This window comes from Algoriphagus sp. Y33 (genome assembly GCF_014838715.1).
In the GTDB taxonomy this organism is placed as follows: Bacteria; Bacteroidota; Bacteroidia; order Cytophagales; family Cyclobacteriaceae; genus Algoriphagus.
In genome coordinates this window covers 2,771,118-2,787,168 of sequence record NZ_CP061947.1, presented here as the reverse complement: position 1 = coordinate 2,787,168, position 16,051 = coordinate 2,771,118, and the positions used below count along the sequence as shown (strand labels likewise).

The 16,051-nt window shown below is 41.5% G+C and carries 10 protein-coding genes; 9 read left to right on the top strand and 1 reads right to left on the bottom strand.

The window, feature by feature from the left end; all coding sequences use genetic code 11:
- Nucleotides 1–112: 112 nt before the first annotated feature.
- From ID165_RS11345 to ID165_RS11315, 7 genes are all read left to right on the top strand, one after another.
- A complete protein-coding gene (locus tag ID165_RS11345; RefSeq protein WP_192350644.1) occupies nucleotides 113–487 on the top strand; it encodes a BlaI/MecI/CopY family transcriptional regulator in 375 nt (124 codons plus the stop codon).
- A complete protein-coding gene (locus tag ID165_RS26720; RefSeq protein ID WP_225587091.1) occupies nucleotides 484–1,749 on the top strand; it encodes a TonB family protein in 1,266 nt (421 codons plus the stop codon). Before ID165_RS11345 ends, ID165_RS26720 begins: the two co-directional genes overlap by 4 nt.
- A complete protein-coding gene (locus ID165_RS11335; protein ID WP_225587090.1) occupies nucleotides 1,746–2,315 on the top strand; it encodes an energy transducer TonB in 570 nt (189 codons plus the stop codon). Before ID165_RS26720 ends, ID165_RS11335 begins: the two co-directional genes overlap by 4 nt.
- A 127-nt stretch (nucleotides 2,316–2,442) precedes the next feature.
- Nucleotides 2,443–2,817: a BlaI/MecI/CopY family transcriptional regulator gene (locus tag ID165_RS11330; protein ID WP_192350642.1), complete on the top strand. Its 375-nt coding sequence runs from the start codon at nucleotides 2,443–2,445 to the stop codon at nucleotides 2,815–2,817.
- On the top strand, nucleotides 2,814–4,037 hold the full coding sequence (locus ID165_RS11325; RefSeq protein ID WP_192350640.1) for a M56 family metallopeptidase: 1,224 nt from the start codon (nucleotides 2,814–2,816) through the stop codon (nucleotides 4,035–4,037). The genes ID165_RS11330 and ID165_RS11325 overlap by 4 nt, the downstream gene beginning before the upstream one ends.
- A 244-nt stretch (nucleotides 4,038–4,281) precedes the next feature.
- On the top strand, nucleotides 4,282–4,707 hold the full coding sequence (locus tag ID165_RS11320; protein ID WP_192350638.1) for a hypothetical protein: 426 nt from the start codon (nucleotides 4,282–4,284) through the stop codon (nucleotides 4,705–4,707).
- A 78-nt stretch (nucleotides 4,708–4,785) separates the two neighbouring features.
- Nucleotides 4,786–5,553 carry a DUF1080 domain-containing protein gene (locus ID165_RS11315; protein ID WP_192350636.1) on the top strand — a complete coding sequence of 256 codons (768 nt, stop codon included), beginning with the start codon at nucleotides 4,786–4,788 and terminating at the stop codon, nucleotides 5,551–5,553.
- A 374-nt stretch (nucleotides 5,554–5,927) separates the two neighbouring features.
- Here the strand turns inward: ID165_RS11315 and ID165_RS11310 are convergent, their stop codons facing one another.
- Nucleotides 5,928–6,599 (bottom strand): CAP domain-containing protein, encoded by a 672-nt coding sequence (locus ID165_RS11310; protein WP_192350634.1) that lies wholly within the window; start codon nucleotides 6,597–6,599, stop codon nucleotides 5,928–5,930.
- Nucleotides 6,600–6,933: 334 nt separating this feature from the next.
- On the opposite strand from ID165_RS11310, the gene ID165_RS11305 reads away from it, so the two are divergent.
- Nucleotides 6,934–10,176 (top strand): S41 family peptidase, encoded by a 3,243-nt coding sequence (locus tag ID165_RS11305; RefSeq protein WP_192350632.1) that lies wholly within the window; start codon nucleotides 6,934–6,936, stop codon nucleotides 10,174–10,176.
- Nucleotides 10,177–10,581: 405 nt separating this feature from the next.
- Nucleotides 10,582–15,969 carry a CHAT domain-containing protein gene (locus ID165_RS11300; protein ID WP_192350630.1) on the top strand — a complete coding sequence of 1,796 codons (5,388 nt, stop codon included), beginning with the start codon at nucleotides 10,582–10,584 and terminating at the stop codon, nucleotides 15,967–15,969.
- Nucleotides 15,970–16,051 lie beyond the last annotated feature (82 nt).

Below are 16,051 nucleotides of genomic sequence, written 5' to 3'. Positions count from 1 at the left end.
TTAGTTATATAGAAGCATCTATGTGTATGCTTTAATATTCTCTGGTGCATTCTTTTCGTTGTTTTACGAAAAAATCGTAGGATTATTAAAAATTCGTTTTTAGCTTAGGGCTATGAACGAATTGAATAGCAACGAAGAAAGGATAATGCGGATTTTTTGGAGACTCGAAAAAGCGCTTGTCCGGGATGTACTTGAAGAGCTTCCAGAACCAAAGCCGCCCTATACCACCTTGGCATCTTCTATCAAGCTACTTGAGAAGAAAGGTTATCTGGATCACAAAGCTTACGGCACCACGCACCTTTATTTCCCTCTGATCACACAGGCTGACTACAGCAAAAAAAGTGTGAATCAATTGGTGAAGCATTATTTTGAAGGTTCGGTGGGTAATTTCCTCTCCTTTATGGTGAAGGAAAATAAGATTTCGGACAAGGAAATCGAAGATCTACAGAAGATGATCGATGATATGGACAAACCTACTGAGCCATGAATGCAATCCTAATCTATCTAGCCGAAGCGAGTATCTGTGTTGGCATCACCGTGCTTTTCTATCGATTTGTCTTGAGTGAGTTGACATTTTTCACGCTGAACCGTGTGATTTTGATCAGTATGTTGATGCTGTCGTTTGTGATTCCCATGCTGTCTTTTAATCTGGGGATGGCATCAATCGGGACTGCTGAAATTTTACTTCCTGAATTTTTGGTAGGTAAGGAAGTGGCATCAGGGACAGTAAACTTCTCTTGGCAGGAAATTGTTTTTTACACTTACTTAGTCGGTGTGGTTGTGATGACAGTTCACTTGATCTTGGGTTTTTTCACCTCACAGCGTTTGCTTGGAAAATCGAGGTTAATGTATTACCGGAATTACTGGATAGCGGTGCATCCCGAGTTTATTCCGGCTTCTTTTTTCAGCTATATACTGCTTCCGGATTTTGATCCTAACAGATCCGAGCAGAAGCAGATCGTATTGCATGAATCAGTTCATGTGCGTCTGAAGCATAGTTGGGATTTGCTGCTGGTACAGTTCGCCAAAATCATCTTCTGGTTTAATCCGTTGATCTACCAGTTTGAAAAATCACTGCGTGAAGTGCATGAATATCAGGCTGATCAGGGAGTGACTTTAACTTATTCCAAGAAAGAGTATTCAGGGCTTCTGCTACAGATGATCACCGGGGGACAAGGCTGGCACTTTATGAACAACTTCAATCAATTTCAAACCAAAAAAAGAATTATTATGATGAGTAAACCACAATCCCAAAAGAAGGAAATGCGCAGATTTCTGCTTGCAATTCCCGTATTAGCAGCTTTGTTTTTCGTGTTTTCTTGCGAAATGACGCCTGAAGAGGATATAGAAGGTCCGACTATGGCAGGTGAAATAAAAGAAGTGAAGATAGGGCCTTCTGATTTGGAAGCGAGGAAGCTTGCAAAGGATGGAGAAGAAATTTTTGATGTAGTGGAAAATCAACCCAATCCTCAAGGAGGTATGGCGGGTTGGAATAACTATCTGAGTAATAATTTGACCTACCCTGCTCAAGCCAGAAGAATGGGGATCGAAGGCACTGTGATTGTGGTTTTTGTGGTCAATGCTGATGGAAGTCTTTCAGATGTGAATGTTCTCAGAGGTGTTGGGGGCGGTGCTGATGAAGAAGCAATCCGCGTTGTAAAAAACTCTCCTGACTGGACACCGGGATCACAAAGTGGTGTGGCGGTTAATACCAGAATGAGACTCCCGATACGATTTAAGCTTGGTTGAAATCAAGAAGAAGTATAAAAGCCAATGTTTCGGTAGCGGGTGATTTTCCCGAAACCATTGAAATTCGGGTTTACAACCAAACCAAGTATCTAAAAATACCCATTGAAGATAATCATTACGAATTAACCAATACCAAAACCATGAAACTAACAATCCAAAATTCTCCCATAAAAGCAGCTTCACTTCTTCTGATGGCTATGTTTTTAGTTTTTATTCTTCCTGAGCAATCGGCTTTTGCCCAAATAGAATCTGAGAAAGTTTATAAAGAAGTAGATGAAATGCCGTCACCTTCAGGAGGAATTGATGGGTGGAATGACTACTTGGCCAAGAACATGACGTACCCAAAGGCTGCAAGAAAAGCAAATGTAGAGGGAATGGTAATGGTCTCGTTTGTAGTACAGGAAACCGGTGATGTTTCCGCTGTGGAAATTGTCAGAGGTATAGGAGGAGGCTGTGATGAGGAAGTCCTGCGGTTGGTGAAAGAGTCTCCCAAGTGGAATCCGGGAAAAAAGGACGGGAAAATTGTCAAAACGCAGATGATGCTCCCTGTGAATTTTAAGCTTTAGTTAAGTTTTAATTACCTGAAAACACCCGGAGATTCTTCAGGTGTTTTTTTTGTTAAAATTTACGAACAAAACGTAATATTACGAGTTGTTCGTAGGTTTTTCTAGATTCATTTTCTACATTAATATCATGGAAGAGTTGACCACGTACGAAGAACAGATTATGAAGATATTTTGGAAGCTTAATCGGGCAATTGTCCGGGATGTATTGCATGAGCTTCCTGATCCCAAGCCACCTTATACTACGCTAGCTTCCACTGTCAAAGTTTTAGAGAAAAAGGGCTATCTCGGACATAAATCTTATGGCAAAACCAATGAATACCATACTATAATTGCAGAAAGTGATTACCGAAAGAAAAGTTTTAATCACTTGGTGAAGACTTTTTTTGGAGGATCTATGGAGAATGTGTTGTCGTTTATGGTGAAGGAAAATAGAGTGTCTGAAAAAGAAATTCAGGAAATGCAGAAATTGATAGACAGCTACGAAAAAAAGAACAAATCATGAATAGTTTGATCAATTACTTATTTGAAGGGAGTTTGGTGTTAGGACTTGGATTGGTCTTTTACATAGTACTATTTGAACGCTTGACGTTTTTTCAAGGCAATCGTGCTGTTTTACTGGGTATAATGATCCTTGCTATGCTTTTGCCTTTGATTTCATTTGATTTTAGTTTTTTAAACGCTACTTCAGTGGATACTTTAAATAGTTCATTGCAGTGGGCAGAGGCCAAATTCGCTACAACTAATCAGGCATCCGAAGGAATTACATTTTCTTGGCTGGCAGTCCTGATGTTTGCGTATTTTTTTGGAGTAGTATTTATTTCCGTCAGACTTGTATGGGGAGTAGTAAAGACGATGATATTAATTCGTAGTTCCTCTAAGATCCAATATGCAGAAAGAACTGTTGTAGTAAATCCAAAGTTTGTTCCATCTTCTTTTTTCAAACATATTTTGCTACCATCTTTTGATCCTGAAAATAGCGAGTATCAGCAAATTGTCCTGCATGAATCAGTTCATGTGGATCAGTGCCATTCTATAGACATTATGTTGATTCAGGTGGTAAAAGTGGTTTATTGGTTCAACCCGTTAGTTTATGTGTTGGAAAAGTACTTGCGTGAAATCCACGAGTTTCAAGCTGATCAGTTTGTCACCCGGTTCTATTCTCCCATTGCCTATTCGAGACTACTATTGAAGCAACTCAGTGCTGACTGTGGGCTTCAATTCATGAATAATTTCAATCAATTTCAAACCAAAAAAAGAATAATTATGATGAACAAACCAAAATCAAACCGTATGCTCAAAAGTAGATTTCTACTAACAGTACCACTGGTGGCGCTTATGATTGGGCTCTTCTCTTGTGATATGGCTGGGAAAGACAAAAAGATTATTGGTACGTGGATGGGCAAAGATTTCTCCTTTGTGCAAACACAGGGGCCAGAGATAACGACAATGATCGAAGGGGGTAAACAACTTCACTTGGAAGGCAGATTGATTGTCAGAGAAAATGGGACTTATCAAATAGTTGTTGACCAAGACGATATGAATGGAAGCGGTGTGTGGAAAGTAGAGGGAGATAGCTTTATTACTACTGATACCAGAGAAAATGTTGTTGTCTATAAGATTAAGGAATTAAGTGATAATACCCTGGTTACAGCACAGGAAGTAAAGATGGATACTCCGCAGGGAACTGTTGCCGGTAAAATTACACTTACCTACAAACGTTAAAAAAAAATTAACAAAATCTACGACATTCTCGTAGATTGTTTGTTTCTGAAAAGGAAGTTTATTGATGAAAGGCCGCTGAGATTTTCAGTGGCTTTTACTTTAAGCAGTACTGTAGGGGAATTACTTTCGAATTGATCTTGATTTTAGCATTATCGAAAGCTGTATGGATAATCCTAGTAATTTCGAGTAACATCCAATTCTAAAAACAATCCTATCGATGAATAAAACCAAACCAAATGCTAGTATGATTAAGGGTAAAATTTTTTCCGGCATTCCATTACTTATTTTATTACTAAGTATTATGTCCTGCTCTAGTAGTCTTGAGAAAAAGCTAATAGGCACTTGGAAAGGAAGTGATTTTTTCTTTATCAGGAAAGAAGGTCCCGACCTTGTTGTTACAGTCAATGGAGGAATTCAGCAACATCTCAACAGTAAACTGATTTTAAACGAAGATGGAACTTATGGGAAGCTTGTAGGTGAGTATGATAATGGGAAAGGCACGTGGAAGGTGGAAGACGATCAATTGATCACGCAGGTAGAGGATGGTAATGTGGTGGTATACAAACTGCTGAAAATCACAGACAGGGAGTTGATCATTCGGGAAAATGTCACCTTAGAAACACCAAAAGGAGAGTTGGTTGGTGAAATTACTTTATCCTATTCCAGGTAAAATCCACCAATGGTTTTTTGATTGAGGTCAAATTGAAGTAATTTCCCCCTTAGTTCTTTTCCCTAAATAATCTAATCTATGAAAAAGAGAATATTCACACTTGCTGTTGTGGCAAGTGCATTGACTTTGAGTTCCGCGGCGTTCGCCCAAGAAAAAACTCCTCCGGCAATGAAGCCTGAAGCGACTGAGTTCTATACTCCGGTTCCTCCAAAAGTTACTCCCGGAGCAAATAATACCGCTCCTCCTTCTGACGCTATTGTACTTTTTGACGGGTCTAGCCTGAATGGATTTGTCAGTGCAAAAGACGGTTCAAGTCCCGCAGAATGGACTATAGAAAATGGTGAATTGGTAGTGACAAAGGGAAAGGGAGATATACAGTCCAAACTTCCTTTTGGAGATGCACAATATCACGTAGAATGGTCTGCACCTACCGAAATCGTGGGTGAAGGACAAGGTAGAGGTAACTCCGGATTCTTCTTGATGGGCATGTATGAAGTGCAGGTTTTGGATAGCTACGAGAGCAAAACGTACACAAATGGACAAGCCGGAAGTATATACAAGCAGTTTCCTCCATTAGCGATGGCACTAAGACCTGCAGGTGAATGGAATTACTACGATATTATCTTCAAGGCTCCGCGCTTCAACAAGGATGGTATTTTGACTTCCCCTGCTACTGTTACTGTATTGATGAATGGCGTGTTGGTTCAAAATCATGTAATCCTAAAAGGTCCAACAGAGTATATCGGTATACCAAATTATAAGGCACATCCTGAGAAATTGCCAATCAAACTTCAAGACCACGGAAATCCGGTAAGATTCAGAAATATCTGGGTGAGAGAGCTTTGATTGAAAAATCAATAACAAAAAAAATAGGCTTGGAAAAATTCCAAGCCTATTTTTTTTGACAGCATGTTTTATTCTAGAGCGCCGATGAGGTATGTCCTAGTTTACTTTTCAGTGGATAATGTAATTTCTTTAAACTGAAAAAGGAATCCAATTAAAAATAGAGAAAAGCAAACAAAAATTCTGATATGGCAGCCGTCCGGGCAATCGAATGCTCTATAGGATCTAATTGCATGAAGTAATTAGACTACGGGTTGAAGCAATCGGTTAACGTTCTTCGGGAAATTAGATATTTCCACTTTTCTTGATTGAAGGGCTGGTTTTAGGGCTCTATAAGCCAAGCAGTTAGGGAGTTGGCAGAAATGCGACTGACCATACTAGTTTTTGCTGGCAAAACACTGTACTCCCATAAGATAGGGGACATTGTGGGATTCGCGGTTGCTGTACACCTGAGACCCGCATCCCAATTGCTCGAAGTTTGGATTTAGAATGCTCTTTCTATGTGAAGGTGAATCCATCCAAAGCCGTACCACTTCTCTTGCATAACTTAAATAGGTGTGGGGAAGGATGACTTCGCGCCGATCATTGGCGTAGGTGTACATTCCTCCGCTATTGGGGACATTTATTTTTCTACCGCTCTGATATTGTAATCCTATGGAGGAGCTGATATTTTCCCCTATAAACATTCGCTTAGTTCCCTCACGGGCGAAGCGGTCACCTATGGTTTTTTTTCCTTTCACCCTACTTACATGGGAGTAGAAATTATAATTGACCATGTCACTTGCATGGTCGGAAGCCACTTTTTCGATGAGATCAGAATGCTCGAAAGGTGGCAATCCGTATTTGATTCGCTCCTCATTGGTCGCATAGAACATAGCAGCCTGTAGCAGGGCTCTGTCTATATTTTTGAAGTTGATGGTTTGGTTTACCGCATCAAGTTGGAAAAACTGAGCAGATGTGAAGCGATTGTAGTCTGAGGAGATCCAAGTTTGGGCGAGCGAAGCTTGGTAGAATAGAAAAAAGGTGGCTGAGAGAAATCGTAAAGTCAAGTTGATACTATCTTTAAAAGAGTTTTGGGATTGAATCTTTTCTCAAGACGAAAAACCCACAAAAATATTATATTTCCGAGATTGATTTGTGTGATATCGAACAGAAATACTGTACGAATATGAGACAGTATGATTTGGTGGTTATTTTTTAGCATACTTACAATCAATCACTTAAATTGATTAGTCATTAGATGGTACTGTTTTTTCTGTACACAGATTAAGACTGAATTCCATCCATCAATTCTTTAGCAAATATCTCTGTGCTTTTACAGACTTTAGGCAGGGATTTTAATACATTTTAAACCAGAATATTGAATCCAATTAATTACGTATTATGAGAAAATTCATTTTAGGCTTGTCTATATTGACGGTCCCATTGCTTAGCCAAGCGCAGACTGATGCGAGGCTGATGCAGCTGCCTGATGTGTCGGACACACAGATTACTTTTACATTTGGCGATGATATTTGGGTTGTGCCAAAGCATGGAGGTGTTGCCCAGCGCCTGACTTCTCCTGCAGGCCCGGAAATGTATCCGAGATTTTCTCCCGATGGAAAGCAGATCGCTTTTTCTGCCAATTACAATGGTAATTACGATGTGTATGTAATGCCCACTGAGGGGGGAGTTCCTACCAGATTGACCTATCATGGTATGCCGGATTATGTGCAGGGTTGGACACCGGATGGAAAATCTGTGCTGTTTACCTCAGGTAGGGAAAGTGGCAAAGAGCGCTTTTCCCAGTTTTATACTATCCCTGCTACAGGTGGGCTTCCTGCCAAATTACCAGTGCCTTATGGAGAGTTTGCTTCCTACTCTCCGGATGGGAAAACGTTTGCGTATACCGACAGAAGTAGAGTAAACCGGAACTGGAAAAGATATAGAGGCGGCACAGCCCCTGATATTTTACTCTTTAATCTGGCTGACTTCAAGACCGAAAATATTACCAACAATGACGCCAATGACGAACTTCCGATGTGGATCGGCGAGGCGGTATATTACATGTCGGATAATGGCCCCGAGAAACGCAATAACCTCTGGAAATATGACCTAAAAACTAAACAGAACACGCAGCTGACGGAATTCAAAGACTTTGACATCACCTTTCCTTCCAACAGCGATAAAGAAATAGTCTTCGAAGCCGGAGGAAGTTTATACCTATATGAAATAGTATCCGGTGAGACAAAGCGGGTGGAAATTCAGATTATTTCTGACCAAAAGACGATGATTCCCAAAATCGTAAAAACTGAATCCGACATGATGTCCGCAAGTATTTCTCCTGATGGAAGTCGTGTGATGGCAAATGCTCGGGGAGAGATTTTCAATTTGCCTGCGAAGGAAGGTTTTGTGTCAAATATGACCAATACTTCAGGAGTGGCAGAGCGTTACCCAGAATTCGCCCCTGATGGAAAAAAAATAGCCTATTGGTCAGATGAAACGGGAGAATACCAACTCACCATCAAATCCTTGGGATCTACTCCCCAAACTAATACACTCACCAAATTTGAGAACGGATTTGGCTACAATATCTTTTGGTCTCCTGACAGCAAATACCTTGTGAGTGTGAATCAGGCAATGGACGTAATGCTGATAAATGCTGCCTCAGGTGAAGTAAAGATTATTGACAAGGGTAAGTACATGTTTGAAGGCAATTTGCAGGGATTTGCGGTAAGTTGGTCTCCTGATAGCAGGTACATTTCATACAGCCTCTCTAAGAATAACCGCGCGACCTCAGCACTCTATGTGTATGATACCAAGTCAAGCAAGTCATCGCAAATCACCTCTGGTTTTTATGCTGATCAAAGTCCGACTTTCAGCGAAGACGGAAAATATCTCTTCTTTACAACGAATCGGAATTTTGATCCCCAGTATTCCGACATTGATAACACCTTCATCTATTCCAATACTACCGGTGTAGCGGTAGGGACACTCAATCAATCTATTCCTTCACTTATTTCACTGAAAAATGATGAGATAAAAGTAGAAGAGGAGAAGTCAGAGAAGGAAGATGATAAAAAGGACGATAAGAAGGAAGAACCAAAGGGAGTGGATTTTGAGATTTCATCTTTTGAAAACAGAATTGAAATGCTTGACATTTCAAACGGAAATATAGGAGGACTGGCTTCTGTGGAAGGAAAGCTGTTATACGTTCGCCATCCAAATACAGGAGCAGGTGATGATTCCAAGAGTAGTTTGGAATTGTTTGATTTTGAGGAGAAAGAATCCAAGACAGTGATCGAAGGAGTAGGCGGTTTTTCACTTTCTGCCAATCGCAAAAAAGTAATGGTTTTCTCTAACGGAAAACTAGCTGTAGTTGACCCTTCTCCTGGACAGAAAATCGAAGAAACTGTCCCGCTGGGGGATATGCAGATGACAGTGGTGCCCGCTGAAGAGTGGAAACAGATCTTCAACGATGTATGGAGATTTGAACGTGATTATTTCTACGATCCCAATATGCATGGGGTAGACTGGGATCTGATGCGTACCCGTTATGGAGATTTGGTTGCTCAGGCTGGGTCTAGGCGGGATGTGAACATCATCATAGGAGATCTAATTGCGGAGTTAAATGCTTCTCACACGTACAATGGCGGAGGGGATCTGGAGTCAGGGCCTACTATATCTGTAGGGTATTTGGGAGCAAATTTCAAACTGGAAAATGGTGCCTATAAAATTGAAAAAATAATTCAGGGAGCCCCTTGGGATGTGGAAGTCCGATCTCCATTGCTTAAGACGGGTGTGGAAGTGAAAGAAGGGGATTATATTCTGGCTATCAATGGTCAAGCGATTGATACGGACAAATCTATTTATGCGGCTCTTCAGGGACTGGCAGGAAAGACAGTTCAGCTTACTGTAAACAGTTCAGCTTCGATGGCAGGTGCCAAAACTGTCTTGGTGGAACCTCTTGGGTCAGAAGCCAGATTAAGAAATCTCGCCTGGATAAATGAATTCCGCAAAAGAGTGGAGGAAGCTACAGACGGAAGAATAGGATACATTTTTGTGCCGAGTACAGGAGTAGATGGGCAAAATGAGCTTTTTCGTCAGTTCTACGGGCAGATGGAAAAAGAAGGGATGATTATCGATGAGCGCTTTAACAATGGCGGACAGATTCCCGATCGATTTGTAGAATTGTTGGACCGTAAACCTTTGGCATTCTGGGCAGTCCGGGATGGACAGGATTGGGCTTGGCCTCCTTCAGGCAATTTTGGCCCTAAAGTGATGCTGATCAACGGCTTCTCAGGCTCAGGCGGGGATGCTTTTCCTGATTACTTCCGCAAGCGGCAGGTGGGTCCGCTGATCGGTACACGTACCTGGGGAGGTTTGATTGGCATTTCCGGTGCACCTTCTCTGATAGATGGCGGTTCTGTGACGGTACCGACTTTTAGAATGTATGATCCTGATGGGACTTGGTTCAAGGAAGGATATGGTGTGGATCCTGACATCGAAGTAGTGGAAGACTTCGAAAGTCTTGCTAAAGGTACTGATGCTCAATTGGAGGCAGCTATCAAGGAAGTGATGCGCCTACTCAATAGTAGCGATAAATTCAATGCTCCTGCACGTCCTGCTTATGAGAATAGGTATTAGCAGGCTGCTTTAAGCAGACTCTTGCATAGGACTGATATTTTACTAGCACCGGGGTTTATTTCCGGTGCTATTTTCATTTATAACAGCAATAGTTTTAACCCGAAAAGGCAGGGCTGTAAGTTGAACTTTTGAAAGGGAGAATCAACGTAGGATTTCAACTATCATTAATTAATGTCTATGTGTCAGATTTTATGATGTTTATGATTTTTTTTCTACATTAAGTCCTTATTTGTATAGAGTTTCCAGATTGAGCAGGGATGAATATTTTCTCCGGTTCTCAATCCGTTTCTGAGAATACCAAGATGATTTTTTCATCTTTTGCATCCTAATTAAGCCAATTATTTGCCAAGTGTTGACTTCCATTGTTGAAAGGAAATTTTAGTGTTAATCTCTTAATTTTTACCTATGGCTATTTTAAAAATCAAACTTAAGGGACAGGATCATTTACCCTTTGTTTCCGGAGAGGATCGGGGGTTTGATCTGTATCAGCTGAACAAGGCTTATACTGTAGTGAGTCCAACTCGGGGAGACGTGCCTGAGCAAACCATTGAAGTTGATGACTTGACTGTCATCGAATTTGAGTTTGAAGACAATACCGTCTGGCTTGGAGATAACGAGTCCCTTCGCATACTTTTTCCCAAGAAATTAAAAAGATCTGAAGCGGGCGATGAACTTTACCTTCCTGATGAACTGGAGTCGGATCAACAGGATAGGGGGATTTTTAAGAAAGTTGCCATTAAGTTGGTCAAATTTTTTGTCAAGAAAAAGATCATTCAGCCCAAAATGCGGGACATGGCCGCCAATCTTGAAAATAAACAGTTGGCTTTTCCAGGTGAGCCCTACAAGGATGTAAAGTTTGGGGTTTTGGCAAAGTGCTCTACAAATATAGAGCTAAGCCCGCTGGAATGCGATGAATCCTCAGTTGCCAAAATCCCGGTTGACTCTCCCTATTTACTTTTACTGCACGGGACAGCGTCATCCACCCAGAAGTCCTTTGGCGATCTGAAGGAGTCGGATAAATGGAAAGATCTTTTTGATGAAGCAAGCAGTACGAATAAATATAAGGAAGGGAATATTCTGGCTTTCCAGCATAGATCTCTGACAGCAAGTCCTCTGGAAAATATTTTGGATCTGGTAAAAAGCCTGCCGGCAAACATTGAATTGGATCTTTTAAGCCAATCAAGAGGTGGGCTTTTGGCTGAACTTCTTGTAAGGTTTTGCGCTAATCCCACAGGTTTTGATGCTACCGAAAAGGCTCTTTTACTAAAATCCGGACGGGATCGTGATTTGGAAGTAATTACACAGATAAGAACCGAAGTAGAGAAGAAAAAAATTACAGTCAGATCAATGGTACGTGTAGCCGGTCCGGCAAACGGCACAACGTTGGCATCTAGCCGATTGAATTTTTATTTGAACGTCACGTTTAATTTGATCGGTTTGGCGGTCGGGCATGTGGGAAATCCGATTTATGTTGCTTTCAAAGAATTCATCATGGAGGCTGTGGCCTGCAAAGATGATGTAAACGTGTTGCCGGGTTTGGAAGCTATGAATCCTAAGTCGCCTTTCATCAAGACTCTAAATAATCAAGGATCAGAGATAGAAATTAAATTTCCCCTGCTTGTAGTAGCTGGAAGTGCCGAATTGAGTGTAAGTTTTAAGACACTTGTGGTGATACTGGGCAAGATTTTCTTTAGGGGAAAAAATGATCTGGTAGTTGACACCGAAAGTATGAAGTGGGGGGCACGTCGAGATTCAGACCAAGTAGGGATTTACATTGAGCAAAGTGGTAAAATTGATCACTTCAAATATTTTTCGAATGAAGATACTTTAAACGCTGTCATAGCCGGGTTGTCTGCCAACCCAAACACAATTCCTGCTTTATTTACTTTGCGTAGCAAATCCAAGAAACGTGGAATTATCGGTATCGAACATGGAACTTATGTGGAAGATAATGTCAGCGGCAAGAAGCCTATCCTGATTCTAATTCCGGGAATAATGGGTTCGAATATTGGCAAGCAAGCACCGGGGGGGCCGGAGAAGTCGGAGGAGCTGGTGTGGATAAACTACTTAGGGTTTTTCAAAGGAAAATTGGCGGAATTGGAACTCGCCCCAGAGACCGATGACAAATTATCCGCCCTTTCGTTGATCAAAACTTCTTATAAAAATTTGGGTGAAAGACTTTCCGGTACCTATGATGTAGTGACCTTTTATTTTGATTGGAGAAAACCTTTGAAAGATGCGGCAGCAACTTTTGAGATGAAGATTCGGAAGCTTTTGGCCAAAAACCAACCCATCAAAATCGTGGCACATAGCATGGGGGGAGTTTTGGTACGGGATTTTATGGTGTATCATGATACCACCTGGCAAAAGCTGAATAAATCAGTTGGTTTCCGCGGTATCTTTTTGGGATCTCCTTTGGGGGGGTCTTTCCGGATTCCGTATGTGCTTTTCGGTAAAGACAGTATTATAAAACTGCTGGGAAAAATTGACATCAAGCACTCTACGAAGGAATTGCTACAGATTTTCTGCAATTTCCCGGGTATTTTGAATTTGCTTCCTATTGATAATGGGGGCAAGTATGATTTCGCAGACAGGAAACTCTGGGAGAGAATGAGAACGGCCTTTGGCGATGAGGATTGGCCAATTCCTTCTAAAGAAATACTGGAGGAATTCGGTTCTCATCGACAAAGAATATGGGATGGTTTCAGATCCATTGATTTTTCAAATTTCACTTATATCGCAGGACAAAGTGGGAAAAAAAGCTTTACCATTTCCAACATGGAAATAGAGAATGGAGAACTGGTTTTCTATGCAACCAATCAGGGTGATGAAAGTGTGACCTGGGCATCAGGTATTCCGAAAACGATGGAGGACCGGAATCAGGTATATTATGCCAATGTCACCCATGGAAGCCTGTCCAAGGAAAAGGATCTCTTCACCGCAATGGAAGAATTGCTGATCTATGGAAGTACGAAGAGGCTGCAAAACAGTCTACCCAAAACTCGGGGAGATGAGAAGGAATTTGAACCGGTAGAGGTTGAAATCTTCGATATCAGTGAGGAAAATCTGCTCACTACGCTTTTGGGAATTGATGAACAGGAGGAAGTATGGCATAACGAAACACCTATCAGCGTGGTGGTGACTCATGGGGATTTGAAATATGCCAAATATCCGGTGCTGGCAGGGCATTTTGAGCAAGATGTTATTTTGAATGCCGAGGCTGCCATAGACAGACAATTGGGAGGAGAATTGAGCAGATTGTATTCGCTTGGATTGTATCCGGGCAAGATAGGCTCCAACCAGATTGTGCTGAATGAATCAAACTCTAATTCATCCTTCAAGGGAGGGATTATTGTAGGCTTGGGTGTACAGGGTGAGTTGTCCGGTTATTATCTGATCAATTCGGTGGAAAAAGGAGTCGCACGCTACCTGACCATCAAAAAAGAGAATGGATCGGGAACAGCTTCCCATGGGGAGTTTTTACTTAATGGTATTTCTGTCATTGCAATAGCCAATAATTATGGTGGGCTTTCTACAGATAACTCTATTCGGGCTATCATTGCAGGAGTGCAACGTGCTAATAGAAAGGTACAGCTCACTTACGAGGGGGCGATCCGGGGAATCCAGGAAATAGAAATCATTGAAATCTACAATGACCGGGCACTTTCTATATTGAAAACTATCCAGCGTCTGAATTCGGATAGCCAGAAGGATTTTAATATCCATTTCCAAGGAAACGGGTTGAGATATTGTTTGGGTAAACTTAAAAGGGTTCCGTTTGATTTTTCATCCGATTGGTGGACTAGAATCAATGTTACTCAGCGTATTGACTATGCAGAAGAAGAGACTATTGAACTGATCCGCATGTCTATTACCACCACAGGAGCCAGTGAGAAAGTGGAAACAATTCCTTCAAGTGACAGGACTTTGGATATACTTCTTCGGCAAATGACAGTCAATAATCAGTTCTCTCCGGAAATTGCCACAGCGATGTTTGAGTTATTGATTCCTTTCCGGTTCAAAGAAGAGATCAAGCGCCTGAATAATATCAATTGGGTCTTGGATATTTCCTCCGCGGCATATCCTTGGGAGATGCTGTTGGATAGTGTGAATTCTGATCCGCTATGCGTTAACATAGGTATGGTTAGGCAGCTGGCTACCGGTGACTCCAGAGGGGAAATTGCCAAAGTCACTGAAAGCACCGCTTTGATAATAGGAGATCCTATGTTGGAAGAATACATGCCTCAATTGCCCGGAGCAAAACAAGAAGCATTGGCTGTGGAGAATTTACTTAGAGGAGAAGATTATCAGGTAGTCAGTCTGATTAACTCCAGTGCGACGGATATTATTTTGGCCATGTTTTCCGGAAACCATAAAATAATTCACCTTGCCGGACATGGGGTATTCAGGCATGGGGCTAACAAGGCTACAGGCATGGTGATCGGCAGCAATACTTTCCTGACTCCCGGACAAATCGCAGGAATGAGTTCTTCTGCAGAATTGATTTTTGTGAATTGTTGCTATCTGGGGCAGATGGACAATGCCGCTGAGCTTGTGAGTCAGCAGAGTAATAAGTTTGCAGCGAATATTGGAACTCAACTTATCAATAACGGTGCAAGAGCCGTGGTTGTGGCCGGCTGGGCAGTGGATGATGCGGCTGCTTTGGAATTTTCCAGAGAATTTTATAAAAATATGTTCTCAGGTTTTGGCTTTGGAGAAGCTGTGAAACGGGCCAGAAACACGATTTATAGAACGTCTGGAAAAAAGACCAACACATGGGGAGCTTTCCAATGTTATGGAGACCCGTATTACAAACTCACCGATATAGGGAAAGGATCTTATGAGGATGCTGATCTCAGTATCGAGGAAATAGAGATAGAGCTGGATAACATTCGTGAAATGATGTCTGCCAATGAATTTGATTTCGATTATGTCAGTGGAAGGGTAGAAGTTATTCAGAAGATCTCGGAAGAGAAAGCGAGAAGCAATTGCCGCATTCTTGAATTGATAGCAGGGATTTATGGAGGATTGCAATATTTTGAAAAGGCATGCGCGAGCTATCAGAAACTGTTTGAATCAGAAAAATCTGCCTACTCCATCAGCGCATTTGAGCAATACTGCAATCTTCGGATAAGACATTGCGTACATGAATTCCTTCTGGGAAAATTGGATCTGATGCCTGCCCAAAATAAGCTGGATGAGGTGGTCAAAGATCTGCAGGATATGAACAGGCTACTTGGTGAAACCGTCGAACGTCTTTCTCTGCTGGGGAGTGCTTATGAAAGTAAACTGCAGCTATCCTTGGCTAGCAAACTTCCAGACCTTGATTCTCTGGAGAATGCAGTGAGTTCTTATCAACTAGCCAGTGAAAGAAGTAATAATTCGGATCCATTGGTGCTGACCAAGTGGCTTGGATTGCTTCAGATGAAGCGCTGGCTGGAGGGAAAAACTTACCTGTCTAAAAGTCAAAAAGCGGCAATTGTTTCTTTGGGTAAGTTGTATGAAAATTACGGTAAAGATGTAATCGGTTTTGATGGATATGCGCTCATTTTACCCGTTGCCAGGATGGCTTTAACATCCTATTTAATCGAGAGTTCAACTTTTGATCCCGATAAAGTACAAGAAGCGTATGGTGTGCTTTGGAATAAAACAGTTCAAAAAAGCCGTAAAGTAGCGGAGCTGGAACATCTCAATTTGTTGAGTTCAATTCTAGGGCATATAGATAGAGAGAAATTGAACCCTGTAAAAACGAAAATCACAGAATTAATAAAGAAACTGGATCTTGTCTCCTAGACCAATTGTGTTGTAAAGACCTTCAGAATATTCGTTCCTGCAACAATTATATCCTATTTCTGTTGCAGGAACGTTATGTCAT

What these genes read in the sequence shown, in the direction of transcription:
- ID165_RS11345 (WP_192350644.1), top strand. Translation starts at nt 113, where the DNA reads ATGAACGAATTGAATAGCAACGAAGAAAGGATAATGCGGATTTTTTGG.
- ID165_RS26720 (WP_225587091.1), top strand. Translation starts at nt 484, where the DNA reads ATGAATGCAATCCTAATCTATCTAGCCGAAGCGAGTATCTGTGTTGGC.
- ID165_RS11330 (WP_192350642.1), top strand. Translation starts at nt 2,443, where the DNA reads ATGGAAGAGTTGACCACGTACGAAGAACAGATTATGAAGATATTTTGG.
- ID165_RS11325 (WP_192350640.1), top strand. Translation starts at nt 2,814, where the DNA reads ATGAATAGTTTGATCAATTACTTATTTGAAGGGAGTTTGGTGTTAGGA.
- ID165_RS11320 (WP_192350638.1), top strand. Translation starts at nt 4,282, where the DNA reads ATGATTAAGGGTAAAATTTTTTCCGGCATTCCATTACTTATTTTATTA.
- ID165_RS11315 (WP_192350636.1), top strand. Translation starts at nt 4,786, where the DNA reads ATGAAAAAGAGAATATTCACACTTGCTGTTGTGGCAAGTGCATTGACT.
- ID165_RS11305 (WP_192350632.1), top strand. Translation starts at nt 6,934, where the DNA reads ATGAGAAAATTCATTTTAGGCTTGTCTATATTGACGGTCCCATTGCTT.
- ID165_RS11300 (WP_192350630.1), top strand. Translation starts at nt 10,582, where the DNA reads ATGGCTATTTTAAAAATCAAACTTAAGGGACAGGATCATTTACCCTTT.